Here is a 15,991-nt window from a genome sequence, read left to right as displayed (position 1 = left end):
ACGCCTCCATGCCGCATCGTGAGATAGCTGTCTCATGATGTGGGCGAGCGGGGAGTGGACGCGTCCTTTCCGGCCGCGCGGCGTCACGCGGGCATCGGGCAGTACACCGTGAGAGCCTCGGGAAGCTTGTCGATCACCAACTCGGTTCCGGAGGAGGCGACTTCACCGTCGTACGCATACGGGGTCCCCGGAGCGAGGCCGGACAGACGTACCTTCCGGCGCCATACCGCCGCGTGCACGGGCGAGCGGCTCAGTGGTCCGGCGATCGCCGCGGCCAGCAGGCGCAGGCCGGGCGTCCGGCCGCCGTGCACCACCCGTACGTCGAGCAGCCCGTCCGCCAGGTTGTGGCGGCGGCCGGGCGCGGGGCCGACGCGCCGGAAGAGGCCGTTACCCACGAAGAGCAGCCACAACGGCCGCTTCCTGCCCTGGAGTTCGGCGGACAATGGACGTGAGCCGCGCAGCGTCTCGACGGCAGCCAGCACCCCCGCCGGCCAACCGCCGATCCTGGGTGCCCAGCGCTCCCGGGTCCGCACGAGTTCCGGGTAGACACCCAGGCTGAAGGCGTTGAGGAAGTATCCGTCCGCTCCGTCCGGCCCCTGTGGGCCGGGACGGAAGCGCCCCAGGTCGACCCGGACCGCGGCGCCGGAGGTGAGCGCGATCACGGTGTCGTGCACGGTCTCGATGCCGAGGTCGTACGCGAAGTGGTTCAGGGTCCCCCCGGGGAAGACGGCGAGCGGCACCCCGTGGGTCGCGGCGACGGCCGCGGCCATGTTGACCGTCCCGTCGCCTCCGCAGACACCCAGGGCCTTGCCCTGCCGCGCGGCCTCCTCCAGGCACCCCGGCAGGTCGGAAGGGGCACACTCGACCGTCGCCACGAGCGGCAGCGCGTCGCGGATCATGCCCGCCGCCGCGGTCGCCGAACCGGACTCCCGGTTCACGACCACGACCAGATCCTGCCCGGCGGGCAGCGCCGGGGCCTCGGCCGGCGGCCTGCCCGGGGCGGGCAGCTGGCCGCGGGTCGGCACGACGCCGCGCAGGGCGAACGCGGCCCCCACGCCGAGCGCCGCGCCGGCCACCACATCGCTCGGATAGTGGACGCCGGTGTAGACGCGGGACGCGGCCACGGCCGCCGCCACCGGGGCGACGACCGCCCCCCAGCCCTTCGACTCCAGCGCGACGCCCGTCGCGAAGGCCGCGGCGGACGCCGCGTGACCCGACGGGAAGGAGGTGGTGCCGGGCTGCCGCTTCAGCTGCCTCATCACCGGAACGAGGTCCACTATCGGGCGCTGCCTGCGCACCGCGCCCTTGCCCACGGTGTTGATGGCGGCCGAGGCGACGGCCAGCGACGCGATCCCGCGCAGCGCGGCCCGGCGCGAGCGGGCGCTGCCGCCCAGGGCGGCCATGCCGGCCGCGGCCCCGACCCACAGCAGCCCGTGGTTGGCACTGCGGCTCAGCCGGGGCAGGACGTGCTCGGCGCCCGGCCAGTGTCTTTCGGCCACGCGCTGGAACGCGGCGAGATCGCGCTGATGGAATCTCGCCCGCCAGCCGGCGGGAAAGGGGAGACTGCTCGATGTCGACATGGGACAGCGAATACCCTGCGACCGGAGGGTGAACCAGGAGGCGCGCAGGGGCGCCGCCGGTGGATCCGGCCGAATCGCGAAACATGTGGGGAATCGCCCGGGCTCCGCCCGCTCCGCGACGTCAAGGGCGTTGCCCGGACAAGTTCCCTGCCGTTAGCCTGCGTTCGTGATTCCGGTCATTGGCCGGAGTGTCGAACAAGATAAGGCGGGCGATCATGGGGCGACTCGTCCCTGCGGTGACCAGGGCGCTGGATGTTCTCGAACTCTTCCTCCAGGGTGAAGGAACCCTTTCCGCTCCTGAGGTCACGCGCAAGCTCCAACTGCCGAGGACCACGGTCCACGAGCTGCTCACCACGCTCGCCGCGCGCTCCTACCTGGTCACGGTCCCGGAGCAGCCGGGGCGCTACCGGCTGGGCGTGCGCACATATCAGCTCGGCAGCCGGTACGCCGAGAAGCTCGATCTCGCGGCCGAGGGGCAGCAGGTGGCCAGGGAGGTCGCCGAGACCTGTGGTGAGACCGTCCACGTGGCGATCCTGGAGGACACCGAGGTCATCTACATCGCCAAGGTGGACTCCACGCACGCCGTCCGCATGGTCTCCGCCGCGGGCCGCAAGCTGCCCGCGCACTGCACCTCCGTCGGCAAACTGCTGCTCGCCGCGCTCCCTGAGGCCGAACTCGACGCCCGTCTCGACGGACGTGAGCTCGTCGCCATGACCGACAACAGCCTCACCGACGCGACCGAGCTGCGGGCGGCCCTCGCCGTCGTGCGCAAGCGGGGCATAGCGGTCGAGCACCGGGAGTCCAATCCGGATGTGAGCTGCGTGGCCGCGCCCGTCCGCGACCGGTCCGGGCGGGTCGTCGCCGCGCTCTCCATCTCCGTACCGATGATCCGCTGGAGCGAGGAGCGTGAGGCGGAGCTCGCGCAGCTCGCCTCAGGCGGCGCCGACGCGCTGTCCGGGCGGCTCGGACACCACCGGGGGCAGATATGAGCACCGCCGTCGACGTCGCGGTGCGCGAGCGGGCCGAACTGGGGGAAGGCCCCACCTGGGACCCGGCGGGCGAGCGACTGATCTGGGTCGACATACTCTCCGCCCGGGTCCACACCTACGCCCCCTCGACCGGGCGGCGTACGGTCATGGCCACGGGGCAGCACGTCGGCGCGGCGAAGCCGCGGGCGGGCGGCGGCCTCGTGACCGTCCTGCGGGACGGCGTGGGGCTCCACGACGCCGACGGCGCCTTCTCCTGGCTGGTGCACGACCCCGTCCCCGGGCGGCGGGGCAATGACGCGGCCGTGGCGCCGGACGGCGCTCTCTGGGCCGGAACCATGCGCTACGACGAGGCGGAGGGCGGCGGCAGTCTCTCCCGGATCGCCCCGGACGGCAGGGTGACGGGCGTCCTCGACGCGGTGACGGTCAGCAACGGCACGGGCTGGAGCCCGGACGGCCGGCTCATGTACTACACGGACACCCCGACCCGGCGCATCGACGTCTTCGACGTCGAGGGGGAGCGGGTGGTGAACCGGCGCCCCTTCGTCACCGTCCCGGAGGGCGACGGGTGGCCCGACGGCCTGACCGTGGACGCGGACGGCTGCGTGTGGGCCGCCTTCTGGGACGGCGCGGCGGTCCGGCGCTACACCCCCGACGGACGGCTGGACCGGGTGGTGGAGCTCCCGGTACGGCGGCCCACCGCTTGCGCCTTCGGCGGTCCGGGCCTGCGCGATCTGTACATCTCCACCGCCCGTACGGGTCTGGACGCGCCGCACCCGCTCTCGGGCTCGCTGCTCGTGCTCCCGGACGCGGGGCAGGGTATGCCGGGGACGCCTTTCGCCGGATGAGCCGGCGGACGCGGGGCGCGGGATTCCGTCGCTCCCGGAACCGGTGCGGGGGCGGACCCCGGGGAACCTCCGTATAAAGGGCCCTGAGGGCGACGCAGGCGGACGGAGGCCCGGGATGCACGGAGGCGAGCGACCCCTGAGGGAGGACCGGGGCCCGGTGCGGTACGGGCCGCCCGCCCCCGACCCCGGTCTACCCGTGCTGCCCGAGCTCGCCGGCGTACTGGCCGCGTCGGCCGCGCGCACCCGTCCCGAGCCTCCCGGTGGCGGAACGATCCTGCGGGAGGCCGCCTGCGCGTACTGGGCGCGGCGGAACCTGCACTGCGGCCCGGACGACGTCGCGGCGGCCCCCGGCGTCCAGCCCCTCGTGTTCGCGCTGATCGCGGCTTACGGCGGCGACGTCATCATGCCCAGGCCCTGTCCCGCCGGCTGGATGCCCCAGGCGCGGCTGCTGGGCCGCCCCGCCTACCACGTGCCCACACCGGCCGAGTGCGGCGGCATTCCGGACCCGTACGCCCTGCTGGAGACCGTGCGCAGGGTGCGCGCCGAGGGCGGCAGGCCCCGGCTGCTCCTGATCTCGGTGGCCGACGATCCGACAGCCACCCTCGCGCCGCCGGAACTGGTCCGGGAGGCCTGCGAGGCGGCCGTGACCGAAGGACTGCACATCGTCAGTGACGAGACCTGGCGCGACACCCTGCACCGGCCCCACGACACCGTCGTGCTCAGCCCCGCCGAGATGTGCCCCGACGACGTCACCGTGGTCTCCGATCTGGCAGGGGCACTCACCCCGTCCGCCTGGCCGGTGGCCGTCGCACGCTTCCCGGCCACCGCGCGCGACGCCGCCCGGCGGGCCCGCGTGCTCGACATCCTCACCGCGCTCGGCGCCCTCGTCGCGGAACCGGTCGCCCGCGCCGCCGCCCACGCGCTCCGCGAACCCGAGGCCGTGACGGCCCGGATCCGGCAGGCGGCGGGGCTCCAGGCCGACGTCGCCTCCGCCGCGCACCGTGCCGTGCTCACCGCAGGGGCACTGGCCAGGCCACCGCAGGCGGGCCGCCACCTCTACGCCGATCTCGGGCCCCTGCGCCCCCGGCTGGCGGCCCGGGGGGTCACCGACTCCCTCGAACTGGAGGAGTACCTCACGCGGAGCCTGGGTGCCCCGGCTCCCGGCGGGCACCGGTTCGGGGACGAACTGGGTGCGTTGCGGGTGCGGCTGAGCACCGGCCCCCTGCTCGGCTCAACCCCGGAGCAGCAGATGGAGTCCCTCACTGCGGTGGAGCCCCTGAAATTGCCCCATGTCGCCCGAGCACTGAGCATTTTCGCAGCAGCCCTCGATGAACTCCGATGACAGGAGCCTCTCGATGACGGAACAGACCGAGCGCCCCTACGCGGGCGCCGGCCACGCGCCCCCCGGCCGCCCCGCCGCCGCGCCGCGCCGCCTCGGCGAGCTCCGGACCTGGCCCCGCAGCTTCGCGGACCGGCTCTCCGCCCCGCTTCCGGGTGTCAGGGGCATGACTCGCCTGGCCAGGGAGCGCGCCCTGCGGCCCAACGCCGAAGGCCTCCGCGGGATCCACCGGCTGCCCTACGCCCCCCAGCCGCTGCCGGAGGTGGGCACGGACACGACGGCCGTCACCTGGGCCGGACACGCTAGCTGGATCGTCCGCATCGGCGGCCTCACCGTCCTCACCGACCCGGTCTGGTCGCGGCGCATCCTGGGCACCCCCGCCAGGATCACCCCCGTCGGCGTCCGCTGGGAGGAGCTGCCGCGCATCGACGCGGTTCTGATCAGCCACAACCACTACGACCATCTCGACGCGCCCACGCTCCGACGGCTTCCCCGGGACACCCCGCTTCTCGTCCCCGCCGGGCTCGGCCGCTGGTTCCGGCGCCGCCGATTCACCTGCGTCACCGAGCTCGACTGGTGGGAGTCGGTGGAACTGGGCGGCGTCCGGTTCGACTTCGTGCCCTCCCACCACTGGTCCAAGCGGACCCTCCTGGACACCTGCAGGTCGCTGTGGGGCGGCTGGGTGCTCGGCGACGCGAGCGGGCGGCGGATCTACTTCGCGGGGGACACCGGCTACGGCCACTGGTTCAAGGAGATCGGCCGCCGCCATCCCGGTCTCGACCTGGCCATGCTGCCGATCGGGGCGTACGAACCGCGCTGGTGGCTCTCGGACGTGCACACCGATCCGGAAGAGGCCGTCCAGGCGTACGAGGACCTGGGCGCGCGCGCGATGGCCCCCATGCACTGGGCGACGTTCCTGCTCTCCGCCGAGCCGGTGCTCGAACCGCTCACCCGGCTCCGTACCGCCTGGCAGCGGGCGGGCCACCCCCGCGCCGACCTCTGGGACCTGCCGGTCGGCGGTTCACGGGTCCTGGAAGCCTGACCGGTGCCCGGCCGGTACTCCGCGCCCACGGCCCGTCGCCCGCGCCCTGCCGCGCTCTTGTCCGGCCGCGCGCGCCCTGCCGTGTATTCAGCCGGCCGCCCGCGCCATCTCGTGTTCTCAGCCGGCCAGCCTCGCCCGCAGCCGCCGCCACAGGGCCGGCGTCCCGCTGATCAGCAACGTCAGCGCGACCGCGGCGAGCACCCCCTGCCACGGCTCGGCGAAGAGCGAACCGCCCAGGATCCCGATCAGCTGGTACGTCGCCGCCCAGGCCAGGCACGCGGGAACGTCGCCCCGGGCGAACTGCCGCAGCGGCATCCCGCCGAGCAGACAGGCCAGCATCACGGGTATCCGCCCGGCGGGCACCAGCCGGGACAGCACCAGCACCACCGTGCCGTGCTCGTCCAGCTTCTCCTGAGCCTGAGCCAGCCGCTCGGGGGCCGCCCGGCTGCTGATCGCCTCCAGCCAGCGCGAGCCGTTCTTCGACCGCACCCCGCGCTGCCCCAGCCAGTACAGGCACAGGTCCCCGAGGAAGGCCGCACCCGACGCCACGGCGAACACCACGAGCAGGGCGAACGGTGAGGTCTGGTGGAACGCCACCACGGCCGCCGAACTCACCAGCGCGCCCGTCGGCACCACGGGCACCAGGGACCCCAGCGCCACCAGCAAGAACAGCGACGGATAACCGGCCGCCTGCTGCGTCGACTCCGTCGGGAGCTGCCGCAGCACTTCCTCCATCACCTACGGGCCTCCGGCCTCACATGCTCCCCGTGCCCCAGCCGGTGCACCGACACCTCGGGTGCCAGCCGCGCCGCGTGCCGCACGAACTCGTCGCCCGGCGCGTGGAACTCGTGCGGCCGGATCCCGTCCATCCCGATCGGCCAGTACGTGCCGTAGTGCACCGGCACAGCGGACCGTGGCTTCAGCAGGGCCAGTGCCGACGCGGCACGCTCCGCGTCCAGATGGTGGTCGCCCAGGTTGGGCCCCCAGCCGCCGACCGGCAGCAGCGCCACGTCCACCGGGCCCACCGCGTCGGCCATGCCGTCGAAGAGCCCGGTGTCCCCGGCGAAATAGGTCCGTGCCTCCCCCTCGACCACGTATCCCAGAGCCGGCGCCCGGTGCGGGCCGACCGGCAGCCGTCGCCCGTCGTGCGAGGCCGGGACCGCGCGCACCAGGAGCTCGCCGACCCGCACCACGTCACCCGGGACGACCTCGGTGATCCGGAGCCCGCGCGCCCTGCGCAGCAGCCGGAGGCCGGGGACGGCCCCCAGCGCGCCCCGAGGGACGACCAGGAGGCTGCCGCGGGCGAGACGGGCCAGGGAGGGGAGGTGCAGGTGGTCGGAGTGCAGATGCGAGATCAGCACCACGTCGGCGACCGCGGCCTCCGGCGGTGGCACCTCGCCCCGGCGCCGGCGCAGATGCGCGAAGCGGCGTACGAACAGCGGATCGGTCAGGACCCGGACCCCGGTGTCCTCGATCGTGCAGGTGGCATGACCCCACCAGGTGACCTCCACCGCCCCGCCTCCTCGTCCACGCCCCCGTCGTCCTCGTACGCGTACGAGGGTATGCGGTCCGCGCCCCTCCCACGCCGGAGTGCTCCTTCCCGCCCTCCCCACCACGGTCACACACGGCTACGGAGAGCCACATCAGGGGTAGGGTCGTCGCCAGCATCCGAGCGCGGGGGGATCCCTTCATGGGGGACGTACGGGTGGCGGCCATCGCCAGTCTCACACCGCTGGAGGAGCTCGACGCCGATCCCTTCCTCGTCGACACCCGCGGCCAGCAGGCCATGTGCGCCCGCTGGGCCGCCGACCGGGGATACGTCGTCACCCGCCAGCTGCGCGTCTGCGGGCTGCGACCCGACCACCACGCCCTGTGGGCCGGCACCGAGGGAGGGCAGGTCGAGCTGTTCGTGGTGCCCAACGACCGGGTCCTCGCGCGGGCCCTCGTCTCCGTGCCGGACTTCGCCGCGGAGTGCGAGAGGCGCGGCGTACGGCTGGAGTACGCCGGCCTCGACGAGCCCCTCTACACCGCCCGCGCCAAGGCGAGTGTCCACCGCAGGCTCTCGATGCCGACCGCCGGCTACGACGGCTGCTGACGCCGGGCCGGCAGCCGGGGCCGTGAAAGTCGCCGAGAGGGCTGTGACAGGCTTGACGCGGGTCCACGACGAACGACGGGCCCGGACGTGAGGTGGAACGGCGTGAATGACGGGCGATGGCGTACGGCGGGCGGAACGCTGGTACGCGTGGCCTCGGTATGGGCCGTCTCCACGCTCACCATGCTGGCTCTCGCGGGCATCCTGCCCGACTTCCAGCTCCAGTCCGACGACGGCGACACCGTCACGAGGACCGCCTTCACCGCGGCCTGGGGCGCGGGCGCCTTCGGCCTGCTCTCCGCGCTGGTGTGGCCCGTGCTCGTCAGGGCGCTGCTCATCGTGCCCGCGCTGGTCCTGGGCGCTCTGGTCTTCTTCCTCAACGGCTCCCTCCTGCTCATAGCCCTGCGGCTCATCCCGGACGGGCGCGGGGACGCCAACCCGGAGACCGCCGTGGTCGTGGCGGCCGTCATGTCGGCCGTGGCCTCCGCGGTCTCCACCGCCCTCGCGGTCCGCGACGACGACGCCTACCGGCGAAGACTCTCCCGCCTGGCCGACCGCCGCCGCAGACGCGGCGGCACGCCCGGGGGCCCGGACGGCGGACGGGGCGGAGCGCCCGGCATCGTGTTCGTCCAGCTCGACGGCGTGGGCCACGACGTACTCGCCGAGGCGGCGGCCGACGGGATCATGCCGACCGTGGCCGGGCTGCTCGCCGACGAGGCCGGGCACCGGCTCACCCCGTGGACCACCGACTGGTCCAGCCAGACGGGCGCCAGTCAGCTCGGCATCCTGCACGGCAGCAACTACGACGTGCCGGCCTTCCGCTGGTACGAGAAGGAGACCGGCACCGTCATGGTCTCCAGCAGACCGGCGAGCGCCCTCGAACTGCAGCGCAGGGCCATCGCCCGCACCCATGACGGCGGACTGCTCACCGTCGACGGCGCGAGCCGGGGCAACCTCTTCAGCGGCGGCGCGGACCAGCTCGCCCTGGTCCTGTCGATGGCAGCCAGGCGCGGCAAGGGCCGTCGTTCGCGCGCCGGCTACTTCGCCTACTTCTCCGACCCGGCCAACGCCGTGCGTACCGCCCTCTCCTTCGTCGCCGAGGTGGTCCGCGAGATCGGCCAGTCCACCCGGGCCCGGCTGCGCAAGGAGTCCCCCCGGGTCAAGCGCGGCGGGCTGTACCCCTTCATCCGCGCGTTCGCGACCGTGGTGGAACGCGACGTCGTGGTGGCCGCAGTGATCGGGGACATGTTCGCGGGACGCACCGCGGTCTACGCCGACCTCGTCGCCTACGACGAGGTCGCCCACCACTCCGGGCCGCACAGCAAGGACGCGGAGAAGGTCCTCACCAGGCTCGACCGGTCGCTGGGCCTCATCATGAAGATCGCGGAACACACCCCGCGCGACTACCGGGTCGTGCTGCTGTCCGACCACGGTCAGAGCCCGGGGGAGACCTTCGCGGGACGCTACGGCCTCACGCTCAAGGACCTCGTACGGGCCGGCTGCGGGCTGCCCGTACCCCGCAGGGCGCAGCGCACCCGCAGCGCGTCGGAGGCCCGCGACGCCGTGCGCATCGCGCTGCACAGGCCCGTCGACGGGGAACAGGAGGCGGAGCACCCCGCCAGGCCGTCCGACCCGGTCGTGCTGGCCTCGGGAAACCTCGGGCTGCTCTCCTTCCCCGACATCGACGGCCGGGCCTCGCGCGAGCAACTGGACCGCCGCCACCCCGCACTGCTCGGCACACTCGCCGCCCATCCAGGGATCGGCTTCCTGCTCGTGCGCAGCCAGAAGCACGGATCCGTGGTGCTGGGCCGTGACGGTGCGGAGGTTCCCGTAGCGGAGCTCAGGGACGGGGAGGGCCCGATCGCCGCGTACGGCGCCGGCGCGGCGGAGGCGGTGCGGCGCACCGACACCTTCCCGCACGTGGCCGACGTCATGGTCAACTCCATGTACGACCCGGAATCCGGCCGCGTGCACGCCTTCGAGGAGCAGATCGGTTCGCACGGAGGGCTCGGGGGGCAGCAGTCCCGGCCCTTCCTGCTCTGGCCGCGCACGCTGGCGGACCCGCTGGACGCCGTGGCGGCGGACCCGCCCGGCGGGAAGGCCGTGGCAGGGCTGGTGGGAGCGGAGACCGTGCACCGGGTGCTGGCGCGCTGGCTCCGGGAGCTCTCGGGGCCCCAGGTGCCGCTGCGGCAGGAGGGCTTCGCGGGGGCGGCGCGCGCGGACGAACCCTTCCCGGAGGTGCTGGTCACGGAGGGCGTGTCCGTTAAGGAAGGGGCTCCGGCGGTGAACGAGCCGGTCCTGGACCGGCCCGTCCTGGAGGAGCCCGCTCCGGACGCGGGCGACGCGGTCCCCGGCGCGCGCGGCTGACGGATCAGGCGGACGCGCGCCGTACCAGCGTCGGATGGAAGACCACCGACGGCGCGGGCTCGCCCGGACGGCCGATCTGCTTCAGCAGGAGCCGGGCCATCTCGGCAGCCATCTCCTCCACCGGCTGGCGCACGGTCGTGAGGGGAGGATCGCAGGCCACCGCGGCGTTGCTGTCGTCGAAGCCCACGACCGCGACATCCCCGGGGACGTCCCTGCCCGCCCGCAGCAGCACCGGCAGTGCGCCCAGCGCCATCAGGTCCGAGGCGATGAACACCGCGTCCAGGTCGGGCTGTTCGCTCAGCAGCCGACGCATCGCCGAGGCGCCTCCGGCGTGGGTGAAGCCCCCCTCGGCGGTCACCACGTCCCCGATCCCGTGCTGCTCCAACGCGTCCAAGAAGCCGGTCAGCCGCACCTGCCCCGCGGGCATGTCCTGCGGGCCCGCGATGGTCCCGACGCGCCGTCGGCCCATGGCCGCCAGATGGTCGGCGGCCATCTGCGCCCCGGCCCGCTGGTCCGCCTCGACGTAGGTCAGCGGTGAGGGGCGGCGCGGCCGTCCGGCCAGCACGGCCGGGAGCCGGGTGCCGTGCAGCAGCTCCGGCAGCGGATCGTCGGCGTGCGAGGAGATCAGCACCACTCCGTCCACGTGTCCCTGGCGCAGATACGACATCAGCTGGTCACGCGAGGCCTCGTCGTCGGCCAGCATCAGCACCATCTGGATCCCGGCGGGGCGCAGCACCTCCATGAGGCCGGCGACCACGCGCCCGAAGTGCGGGTCGGAGAACATCCGGCCTATGAACGGCTCGGAGACGGGACGGCGTTCACGCTCGGACACCACCAGTGCGATCGAATCGGTCCGGCGGGTCACCAGCGAACGTGCCGCACGGTTGGGAACGTAGCCCGTGGTGGCCACCGCCTCCTCGACGATGCGCCGTAGCGCGGGGTCCACCGTGGTCGCACCGTTGATCACACGGGACACCGTGGCCCGGGAGACACCGGCCACCGCGGCCACGTCCTCCAGGGTGGTGGGGCGTGCGGGCGGCGACACGTCGGCAGTCATGCAGTCTTTATACCGGGTGATCCGACGAGCGTGCCGAGGGTTCCGGCACGTCAGCGGCCCCGGCCGCCGCTCACACCTCGGTGGCCCTCGCCGGTCGCGGCACTCAGTGGCCCCGCTCGCGCAGGGCGGTCAGTTCGGCCAGCTGTTCCCCGCGCGCTGTCACGAGCGCCCGTGCCCGGTCCCTGGCCTCGGCGCTGCCGCCCGCCGAGCTCTCGGAGCGCGAGACCTGCTTCGACTGGTGCAGATGCTCGTGGAGCAGCCTCACGAGCAGGCGGTCGAAGGCCGCCCCCTCCGCCACGCGGGCGTCCCCGAGATCCTCGGCCGTCACCATGCCGGGCATGTCGTGCCCCTCGTGCACATCGGTGCCGGGCAGTCCCATCCGGTCCCGGAGCCCGCGCAGCGCGGTCAGTTCGGCGACCTGCGCGGACCGCAGCCGAGCCGCCCAGGAACGCAGGCGGGGCCCGGAGGTCTTGCGAGCGGCGAGATCCAGCAGGAGCACGGCCTGTGCGTCCATGGGGATCATCAACTGGACCCAGGCGGCGTCGGTCGGGTTCGCCGAGGGGGAGCGGGGCGTCGTCGTACCGGTCTGTGCGGGTCCGGGCGAGGGATCGGCTTTTCGACCTCCTTCTCCGGCGCAACCGGTCAGCAGGGTCAGCAGAGTGAGCAGGAGCAGCGTCGTGGTGAGTCGGCGAGGTGCCATCGGCGGCGGTTCCTTGCGGCCGGGGCGTCCGTCCAGGCCCGGGAGCGGGCCTGGACGGACGCCGGTGGACGGGGATGTGACGAAACGTCAGGGGGTGCCGTCGGCGCCGCACTTGATGATGGCGTTGATGCAGTCACGGACCCGCTGGGCCATCTCCGCCTCTGGCCACACGTTGAAGAAGTCGCCGTGCATCGTGTAGCCGCGTCCCGAGGCGAGCCGGAAGCGTGCGGGGTCGCCGTTCACCGGATAGCGGAGGACCTGGCGCAGCTTGGGCACCGGGACCGGGTGGGTCGACGGGCAGGCGCCGCCCACCGGATAGGCCATGTGGCTCTTGTGGTCGGCCGAGTCCAGGTCCTTCCCGTTCCAGCACTGCGGGAAGTCCAGGTAGCTCTCCATCATCGAGCCCGCCGGGCAGTTGACGAAGTCGTGGGACGGATCGACCTCGCCGTGGTGGAGACACGACCAGCGGGAGATGGTGTTGTCGTCGGGGCCGGTGGCCTTCGCGTTGCCCGCGACGATCCGCAGCCCGCGGGGGAAGGGCTTGATCGTACGGATGATGTCGTCCCGCACGCCCTCGCCGAGGTAGTAGAACGTGGTGCCGGTCGGCTCCACCTCCTTGTCGCCGTCGTACAGGGTCGGCACCCAGTAGGCGGAGAGGTCGGTCCTGGGAGCGCAGCTGGTGCCGGCTCTCTCCAGGGACGCGAGATCCGAGTGCGCGTCGGTCGAGTCGTTCCCGAAGAAGCTGTGCATGTGCGAGGCGCCGGGCAGACGGGGCAGAACGATCGGATCGTCGGGTGCGCGGTGTGTGTAGGGGCATTCGGCGAGGAACTCGGCGACCCGGACCACGTCGGCGGACCCGGTGGAGCCCGTCGCGGCGCGGTCGCCCGCCGCGTTGCCCGCGGAGGCCTGGACGAGGGACAGGGCGAGTGCGGCGGCGGCGAGCCCGGCGATGCGGTAGCGCCACGGCGGCAGGGATCCGCGCCTGCCGTGGTCGGACGTGCGTCGTCTGAGGAAGAGCACGGCACTCCTGTTCTGAGGAAGTGGGGTTCCTTCGGCCGAGTGTCCGGCCTGGGCGAGAGAGCGCTCTCTTCAGGAACGTAGAAGTGTGACGTAAGCATGTCAAGACTGTGCACGGGCCCGTCAATTACCTGCTAGCTGAACGGAGTTGTCGTGCGGCGGGGTCGGAGAGCGATCTCTCAAAACCTCTCCGATCGAGGGTCGGGGGGCGTTGTCAGTGGTGGGCGGCAGGATGGTGGTCATGACGACGAACTCAGTTGGGCCGCTCGCCGACACCGCCGCCTACGCGGCTGCCGTGGAAGAGGCGAAGCGTGCTGCCGCCGCCTACTACACCGCGGGTGAGAGCACGCTCGACGACGATGCCTACGATCGCCTGGTGCGCGGTATCGCGGCCTACGAGGAGCAGCATCCGCAGGAGGTGCTGGACGCCTCGCCGACCGGGAAGGTCGCCGGAGGGGCGGCGACGGGGGACGTGCCGCACACCGTCCCGATGCTCTCGCTGGACAACGTCTTCTCCGCCGAGCAGTTCGTCACCTGGACCGCCTCCGTGGAGCGCCGCATAGGCAGACCGGTCGCCGCCTGGAGTGTCGAGCCCAAGCTCGACGGCCTCGCAGTCGCGGCGCGCTACCGCCAGGGCCGGCTGGAGCAGTTGATCACCCGAGGCGACGGGACGGCCGGGGAGGACGTCTCGCACGCCATCGGCACGGTCCTCGGCCTGCCGGACCGGCTCGGCGCGCCCGAGACCCTGGAGGTGCGCGGCGAGATCCTCATGACGGACGAGCAGTTCGAGCAGGCCAACACCGTGCGCACCGAACACGGTGCCGCACCCTTCGCCAACCCCCGGAACGGGGCGGCGGGCACCTTGCGGGCCAAGGACCGGCCGTACCGCGTGGAGATGACCTTCTTCGCCTACGGCGCTCTCGCGCTGCCGGATTCCGGTGAGCTGACCGGGACGCTGGCCGAGCTCCCGCACAGCGAGGTCCTGGAACTCGTCGCGGGGCTCGGTGTGCACACCGCCGCGGACTCGGCGGTCGCCCCGCGCGTGGTCACCACCGCGGAGGAGGTGCAGGCCGGTGTGGAGGAGATCGCGGCCCGTCGCGCCTCACTGCCCTTCGGCATAGACGGCATCGTGATCAAGGCCGACCTGGCCGCCGACCAGCGCGACGCCGGCTCCGGGACGCGCGCACCGCGCTGGGCCATCGCCTACAAGCTCCCGGCGGTGGAGAAGGTCACCCGGCTGCTGGGCGTCGAGTGGAATGTCGGCAGGACCGGCATCATCGCGCCGCGCGCCGTCCTGGAGCCCGTCGAGATCGACGGATCCACGGTCAGCTACGCCACGCTCCACAACCCGGCCGACATCACCCGCCGTGACCTGCGCCTGGGGGACCATGTGATGGTCTACAAGGCGGGTGACATCATCCCCCGCATCGAGGCGCCGGTCGCACATCTGCGCACCGGGGACGAGAAGCCGATCGAGTTTCCCGAGACCTGCCCCCGGTGCGGCTCGGAGATCGACACGAGCGAGCAGCGCTGGCGCTGCACGCAGGGCCGTGCCTGCCGGGTCGTGGCCTCCGTCTCGTACGCCGCCGGTCGCGATCAGCTCGACATCGAAGGGCTCGGCGCGACCAGGGTCGTCCAGCTCGTCGACGCCGGCCTCGTCCAGGACTTCGCCGACCTCTTCACGCTGGAGCGGGATCAGCTGCTCTCCCTGGAGCGGATGGGGGAGACGTCCACCGACAACCTGCTGGCGGCCATCGAGACGGCCAGGACCCGCCCGCTGTCCCGCGTCTTCTGCGCCCTCGGGGTGCGGGGCACGGGACGCTCGATGTCCCGGCGGATCGCCCGCTACTTCGCCTCGATGGACCGCGTCGTCGCCGCCGACGCCGAGAGCCTCCAGCGGGTCGACGGCATCGGCACGGAGAAGGCCGCGGCCGTGGTCAAGGAACTGGAGGAGCTGGCGCCGCTGATCGGCAAGCTCGTCGCCGCCGGGGTCAACATGACCGAGCCCGGCGCCACCCCGCCGCCGGAGCCGGGCTCCGAACCGGAGGCGCTCCCCGAGGGCGGGGAGGCGGAAGGGCTGCCTCTCGGCGGGATGACCGTCGTCGTCACCGGCGCCATGACCGGTGCGCTGGAGAAGCTCTCCCGGAATCAGATGAACGAGCTGATCGAGCGGGCCGGTGGCAAGTCCTCCTCCAGCGTCTCCAAGCGCACCAGTCTGCTCGTCGCGGGGGAGAAGGCGGGCTCCAAACGCACCAAGGCGGAGGAGCTGGAGATCAGGATCGCCGCACCCGAGGAGTTCGCAGAGCTGGTGAAGGCCTATCTGGCTCCCTGAGGAGTGAAAGGCGGAGGAGGGGCCCGCCCTTGGGATCGTGGCGACAGTGGCGTTTCCAGGCCTCGTATTGCATAGTGAGGGTTCGGTCACGCCTCTCTATCGGGGGGTCGGCCTGTTGATGCGTGATGAACGGCCGTAGCAGCGGGCCGGAGGGCGAGGAGCGATGCGTTCTCCGCGAGTCGGGCGGCTGAGCCGCCCGGCCGCCCCGCGCGGGCGGCCGGACACGCCTTACGTCCCGCGCGGGCGGGCGGACAGGCTGCCGCCCGTGTTCGCGGCGCTCCTGTTCGCGCTGCTCACCCTTTTCGGTGGTGCGGCTCCCGCAGTCGCGCTCCCCCCGCCCGTTCCGTCCGTCGGTACGCACGGGGCCGACCGGACCGCACATCTCGACGGGCCGCACGCCGCTGCCCGTCCCGAGCCCGGCCGGTGGGCGGAGGCCGCGCCTCTTCCGGGGCCGCGTGCGGGCGTCGACCGTCCGCACGCCCCGCATCATGGCCCGCCGCCCGGCCATGGCGCACTGCCTCCGCGCCTGCCGGGCCTCCCCGTCCCTCGCGGCCTCGCATCGGGAGCGGCGGGAGCCGGCCCCTGCGTGTCCGGTCTGACCAAGGCGACTCTGCCCGGCGTGCGAGGTCCT

The 15,991-nt window shown here is 73.1% G+C and carries 13 protein-coding genes; 7 read left to right on the top strand and 6 right to left on the bottom strand.

Translation table 11 applies throughout. The features are described 5' to 3' along the window. Positions 1–83: 83 nt before the first annotated feature. Complete coding sequence (locus tag ABZY45_RS17710; RefSeq protein WP_356740913.1) at positions 84–1,580, bottom strand: phosphatase PAP2 family protein; 1,497 nt, start codon at positions 1,578–1,580, stop codon at positions 84–86. A gap of 215 nt (positions 1,581–1,795) precedes the next feature. On the opposite strand from ABZY45_RS17710, the gene ABZY45_RS17705 reads away from it, so the two are divergent. The 4 genes from ABZY45_RS17705 (at position 1,796) to ABZY45_RS17690 (ending at position 5,795) form a co-directional block, all read left to right on the top strand. After that, positions 1,796–2,569 (top strand): IclR family transcriptional regulator, encoded by a 774-nt coding sequence (locus tag ABZY45_RS17705; RefSeq protein ID WP_356740911.1) that lies wholly within the window; start codon positions 1,796–1,798, stop codon positions 2,567–2,569. Then, positions 2,566–3,414 carry an SMP-30/gluconolactonase/LRE family protein gene (locus tag ABZY45_RS17700; RefSeq protein ID WP_356740909.1) on the top strand — a complete coding sequence of 283 codons (849 nt, stop codon included), beginning with the start codon at positions 2,566–2,568 and terminating at the stop codon, positions 3,412–3,414. Before ABZY45_RS17705 ends, ABZY45_RS17700 begins: the two co-directional genes overlap by 4 nt. Before the next feature lie 115 nt (positions 3,415–3,529). Continuing rightward, positions 3,530–4,756 (top strand): aminotransferase class I/II-fold pyridoxal phosphate-dependent enzyme, encoded by a 1,227-nt coding sequence (locus ABZY45_RS17695; RefSeq protein WP_356740908.1) that lies wholly within the window; start codon positions 3,530–3,532, stop codon positions 4,754–4,756. Positions 4,757–4,769: 13 nt separating this feature from the next. After that, a complete protein-coding gene (locus ABZY45_RS17690) occupies positions 4,770–5,795 on the top strand; it encodes an MBL fold metallo-hydrolase (protein WP_356740906.1) in 1,026 nt (341 codons plus the stop codon). Positions 5,796–5,912: 117 nt separating this feature from the next. On the opposite strand, the gene ABZY45_RS17685 is transcribed toward ABZY45_RS17690, so the two are convergent. Together ABZY45_RS17685 and ABZY45_RS17680 are read right to left on the bottom strand one after the other, a co-directional pair. Further along, positions 5,913–6,533: a VTT domain-containing protein gene (locus tag ABZY45_RS17685; protein WP_356740905.1), complete on the bottom strand. Its 621-nt coding sequence runs from the start codon at positions 6,531–6,533 to the stop codon at positions 5,913–5,915. Next, entirely contained in the window at positions 6,530–7,306 is a 777-nt protein-coding gene (locus ABZY45_RS17680) for an MBL fold metallo-hydrolase (RefSeq protein ID WP_356740904.1), read from the bottom strand. Before ABZY45_RS17680 ends, ABZY45_RS17685 begins: the two co-directional genes overlap by 4 nt. A gap of 179 nt (positions 7,307–7,485) precedes the next feature. Here ABZY45_RS17680 and ABZY45_RS17675 point away from each other — a divergent pair, with 179 nt between their 5' ends. Together ABZY45_RS17675 and ABZY45_RS17670 are read left to right on the top strand one after the other, a co-directional pair. Beyond that, entirely contained in the window at positions 7,486–7,890 is a 405-nt protein-coding gene (locus tag ABZY45_RS17675) for a hypothetical protein (protein ID WP_356740902.1), read from the top strand. 102 nt (positions 7,891–7,992) lie between these two features. Further along, the gene (locus ABZY45_RS17670) at positions 7,993–10,254 is read left to right on the top strand and encodes a phage holin family protein (RefSeq protein ID WP_356740900.1); all 2,262 of its coding nucleotides are present in this window, start codon (positions 7,993–7,995) and stop codon (positions 10,252–10,254) included. 4 nt (positions 10,255–10,258) lie between these two features. Here ABZY45_RS17670 and ABZY45_RS17665 read toward each other — a convergent pair whose 3' ends face one another. The 3 genes from ABZY45_RS17665 to ABZY45_RS17655 form a co-directional block, all read right to left on the bottom strand. Further along, entirely contained in the window at positions 10,259–11,311 is a 1,053-nt protein-coding gene (locus ABZY45_RS17665; protein ID WP_356740898.1) for a LacI family DNA-binding transcriptional regulator, read from the bottom strand. 103 nt (positions 11,312–11,414) lie between these two features. Beyond that, positions 11,415–12,011 carry a DUF305 domain-containing protein gene (locus ABZY45_RS17660; RefSeq protein ID WP_356740896.1) on the bottom strand — a complete coding sequence of 199 codons (597 nt, stop codon included), beginning with the start codon at positions 12,009–12,011 and terminating at the stop codon, positions 11,415–11,417. Between the two features lie 87 nt (positions 12,012–12,098). Then, positions 12,099–13,031, bottom strand: a complete 933-nt coding sequence (locus ABZY45_RS17655; RefSeq protein ID WP_356740894.1) for a DUF1996 domain-containing protein — start codon at positions 13,029–13,031, stop codon at positions 12,099–12,101. Positions 13,032–13,269: 238 nt separating this feature from the next. Here ABZY45_RS17655 and ligA point away from each other — a divergent pair, with 238 nt between their 5' ends. Then, on the top strand, positions 13,270–15,360 hold the full coding sequence (gene ligA, locus ABZY45_RS17650) for an NAD-dependent DNA ligase LigA (protein WP_356740892.1): 2,091 nt from the start codon (positions 13,270–13,272) through the stop codon (positions 15,358–15,360). The last annotated feature ends 631 nt before the right edge of the window (positions 15,361–15,991 follow it).

Origin of the sequence: Streptomyces sp. NPDC006516 (assembly GCF_040611875.1) — a bacterium.
GTDB lineage: Bacteria > Actinomycetota > Actinomycetes > Streptomycetales > Streptomycetaceae > Streptomyces.
Note: the sequence above shows the minus strand (reverse complement) of the source record. Positions and strands in the feature narration are given on the sequence as shown.

Coding starts and splice junctions, on each gene's coding strand:
- ABZY45_RS17695 (WP_356740908.1), top strand. CDS start 3,530: ATGCACGGAGGCGAGCGACCCCTGAGGGAGGACCGGGGCCCGGTGCGG.
- ABZY45_RS17690 (WP_356740906.1), top strand. CDS start 4,770: ATGACGGAACAGACCGAGCGCCCCTACGCGGGCGCCGGCCACGCGCCC.
- ABZY45_RS17700 (WP_356740909.1), top strand. CDS start 2,566: ATGAGCACCGCCGTCGACGTCGCGGTGCGCGAGCGGGCCGAACTGGGG.
- ABZY45_RS17665 (WP_356740898.1), bottom strand. CDS start 11,311: ATGACTGCCGACGTGTCGCCGCCCGCACGCCCCACCACCCTGGAGGAC.
- ABZY45_RS17675 (WP_356740902.1), top strand. CDS start 7,486: ATGGGGGACGTACGGGTGGCGGCCATCGCCAGTCTCACACCGCTGGAG.
- ABZY45_RS17710 (WP_356740913.1), bottom strand. CDS start 1,580: ATGTCGACATCGAGCAGTCTCCCCTTTCCCGCCGGCTGGCGGGCGAGA.
- ligA (WP_356740892.1), top strand. CDS start 13,270: ATGACGACGAACTCAGTTGGGCCGCTCGCCGACACCGCCGCCTACGCG.
- ABZY45_RS17660 (WP_356740896.1), bottom strand. CDS start 12,011: ATGGCACCTCGCCGACTCACCACGACGCTGCTCCTGCTCACTCTGCTG.
- ABZY45_RS17705 (WP_356740911.1), top strand. CDS start 1,796: ATGGGGCGACTCGTCCCTGCGGTGACCAGGGCGCTGGATGTTCTCGAA.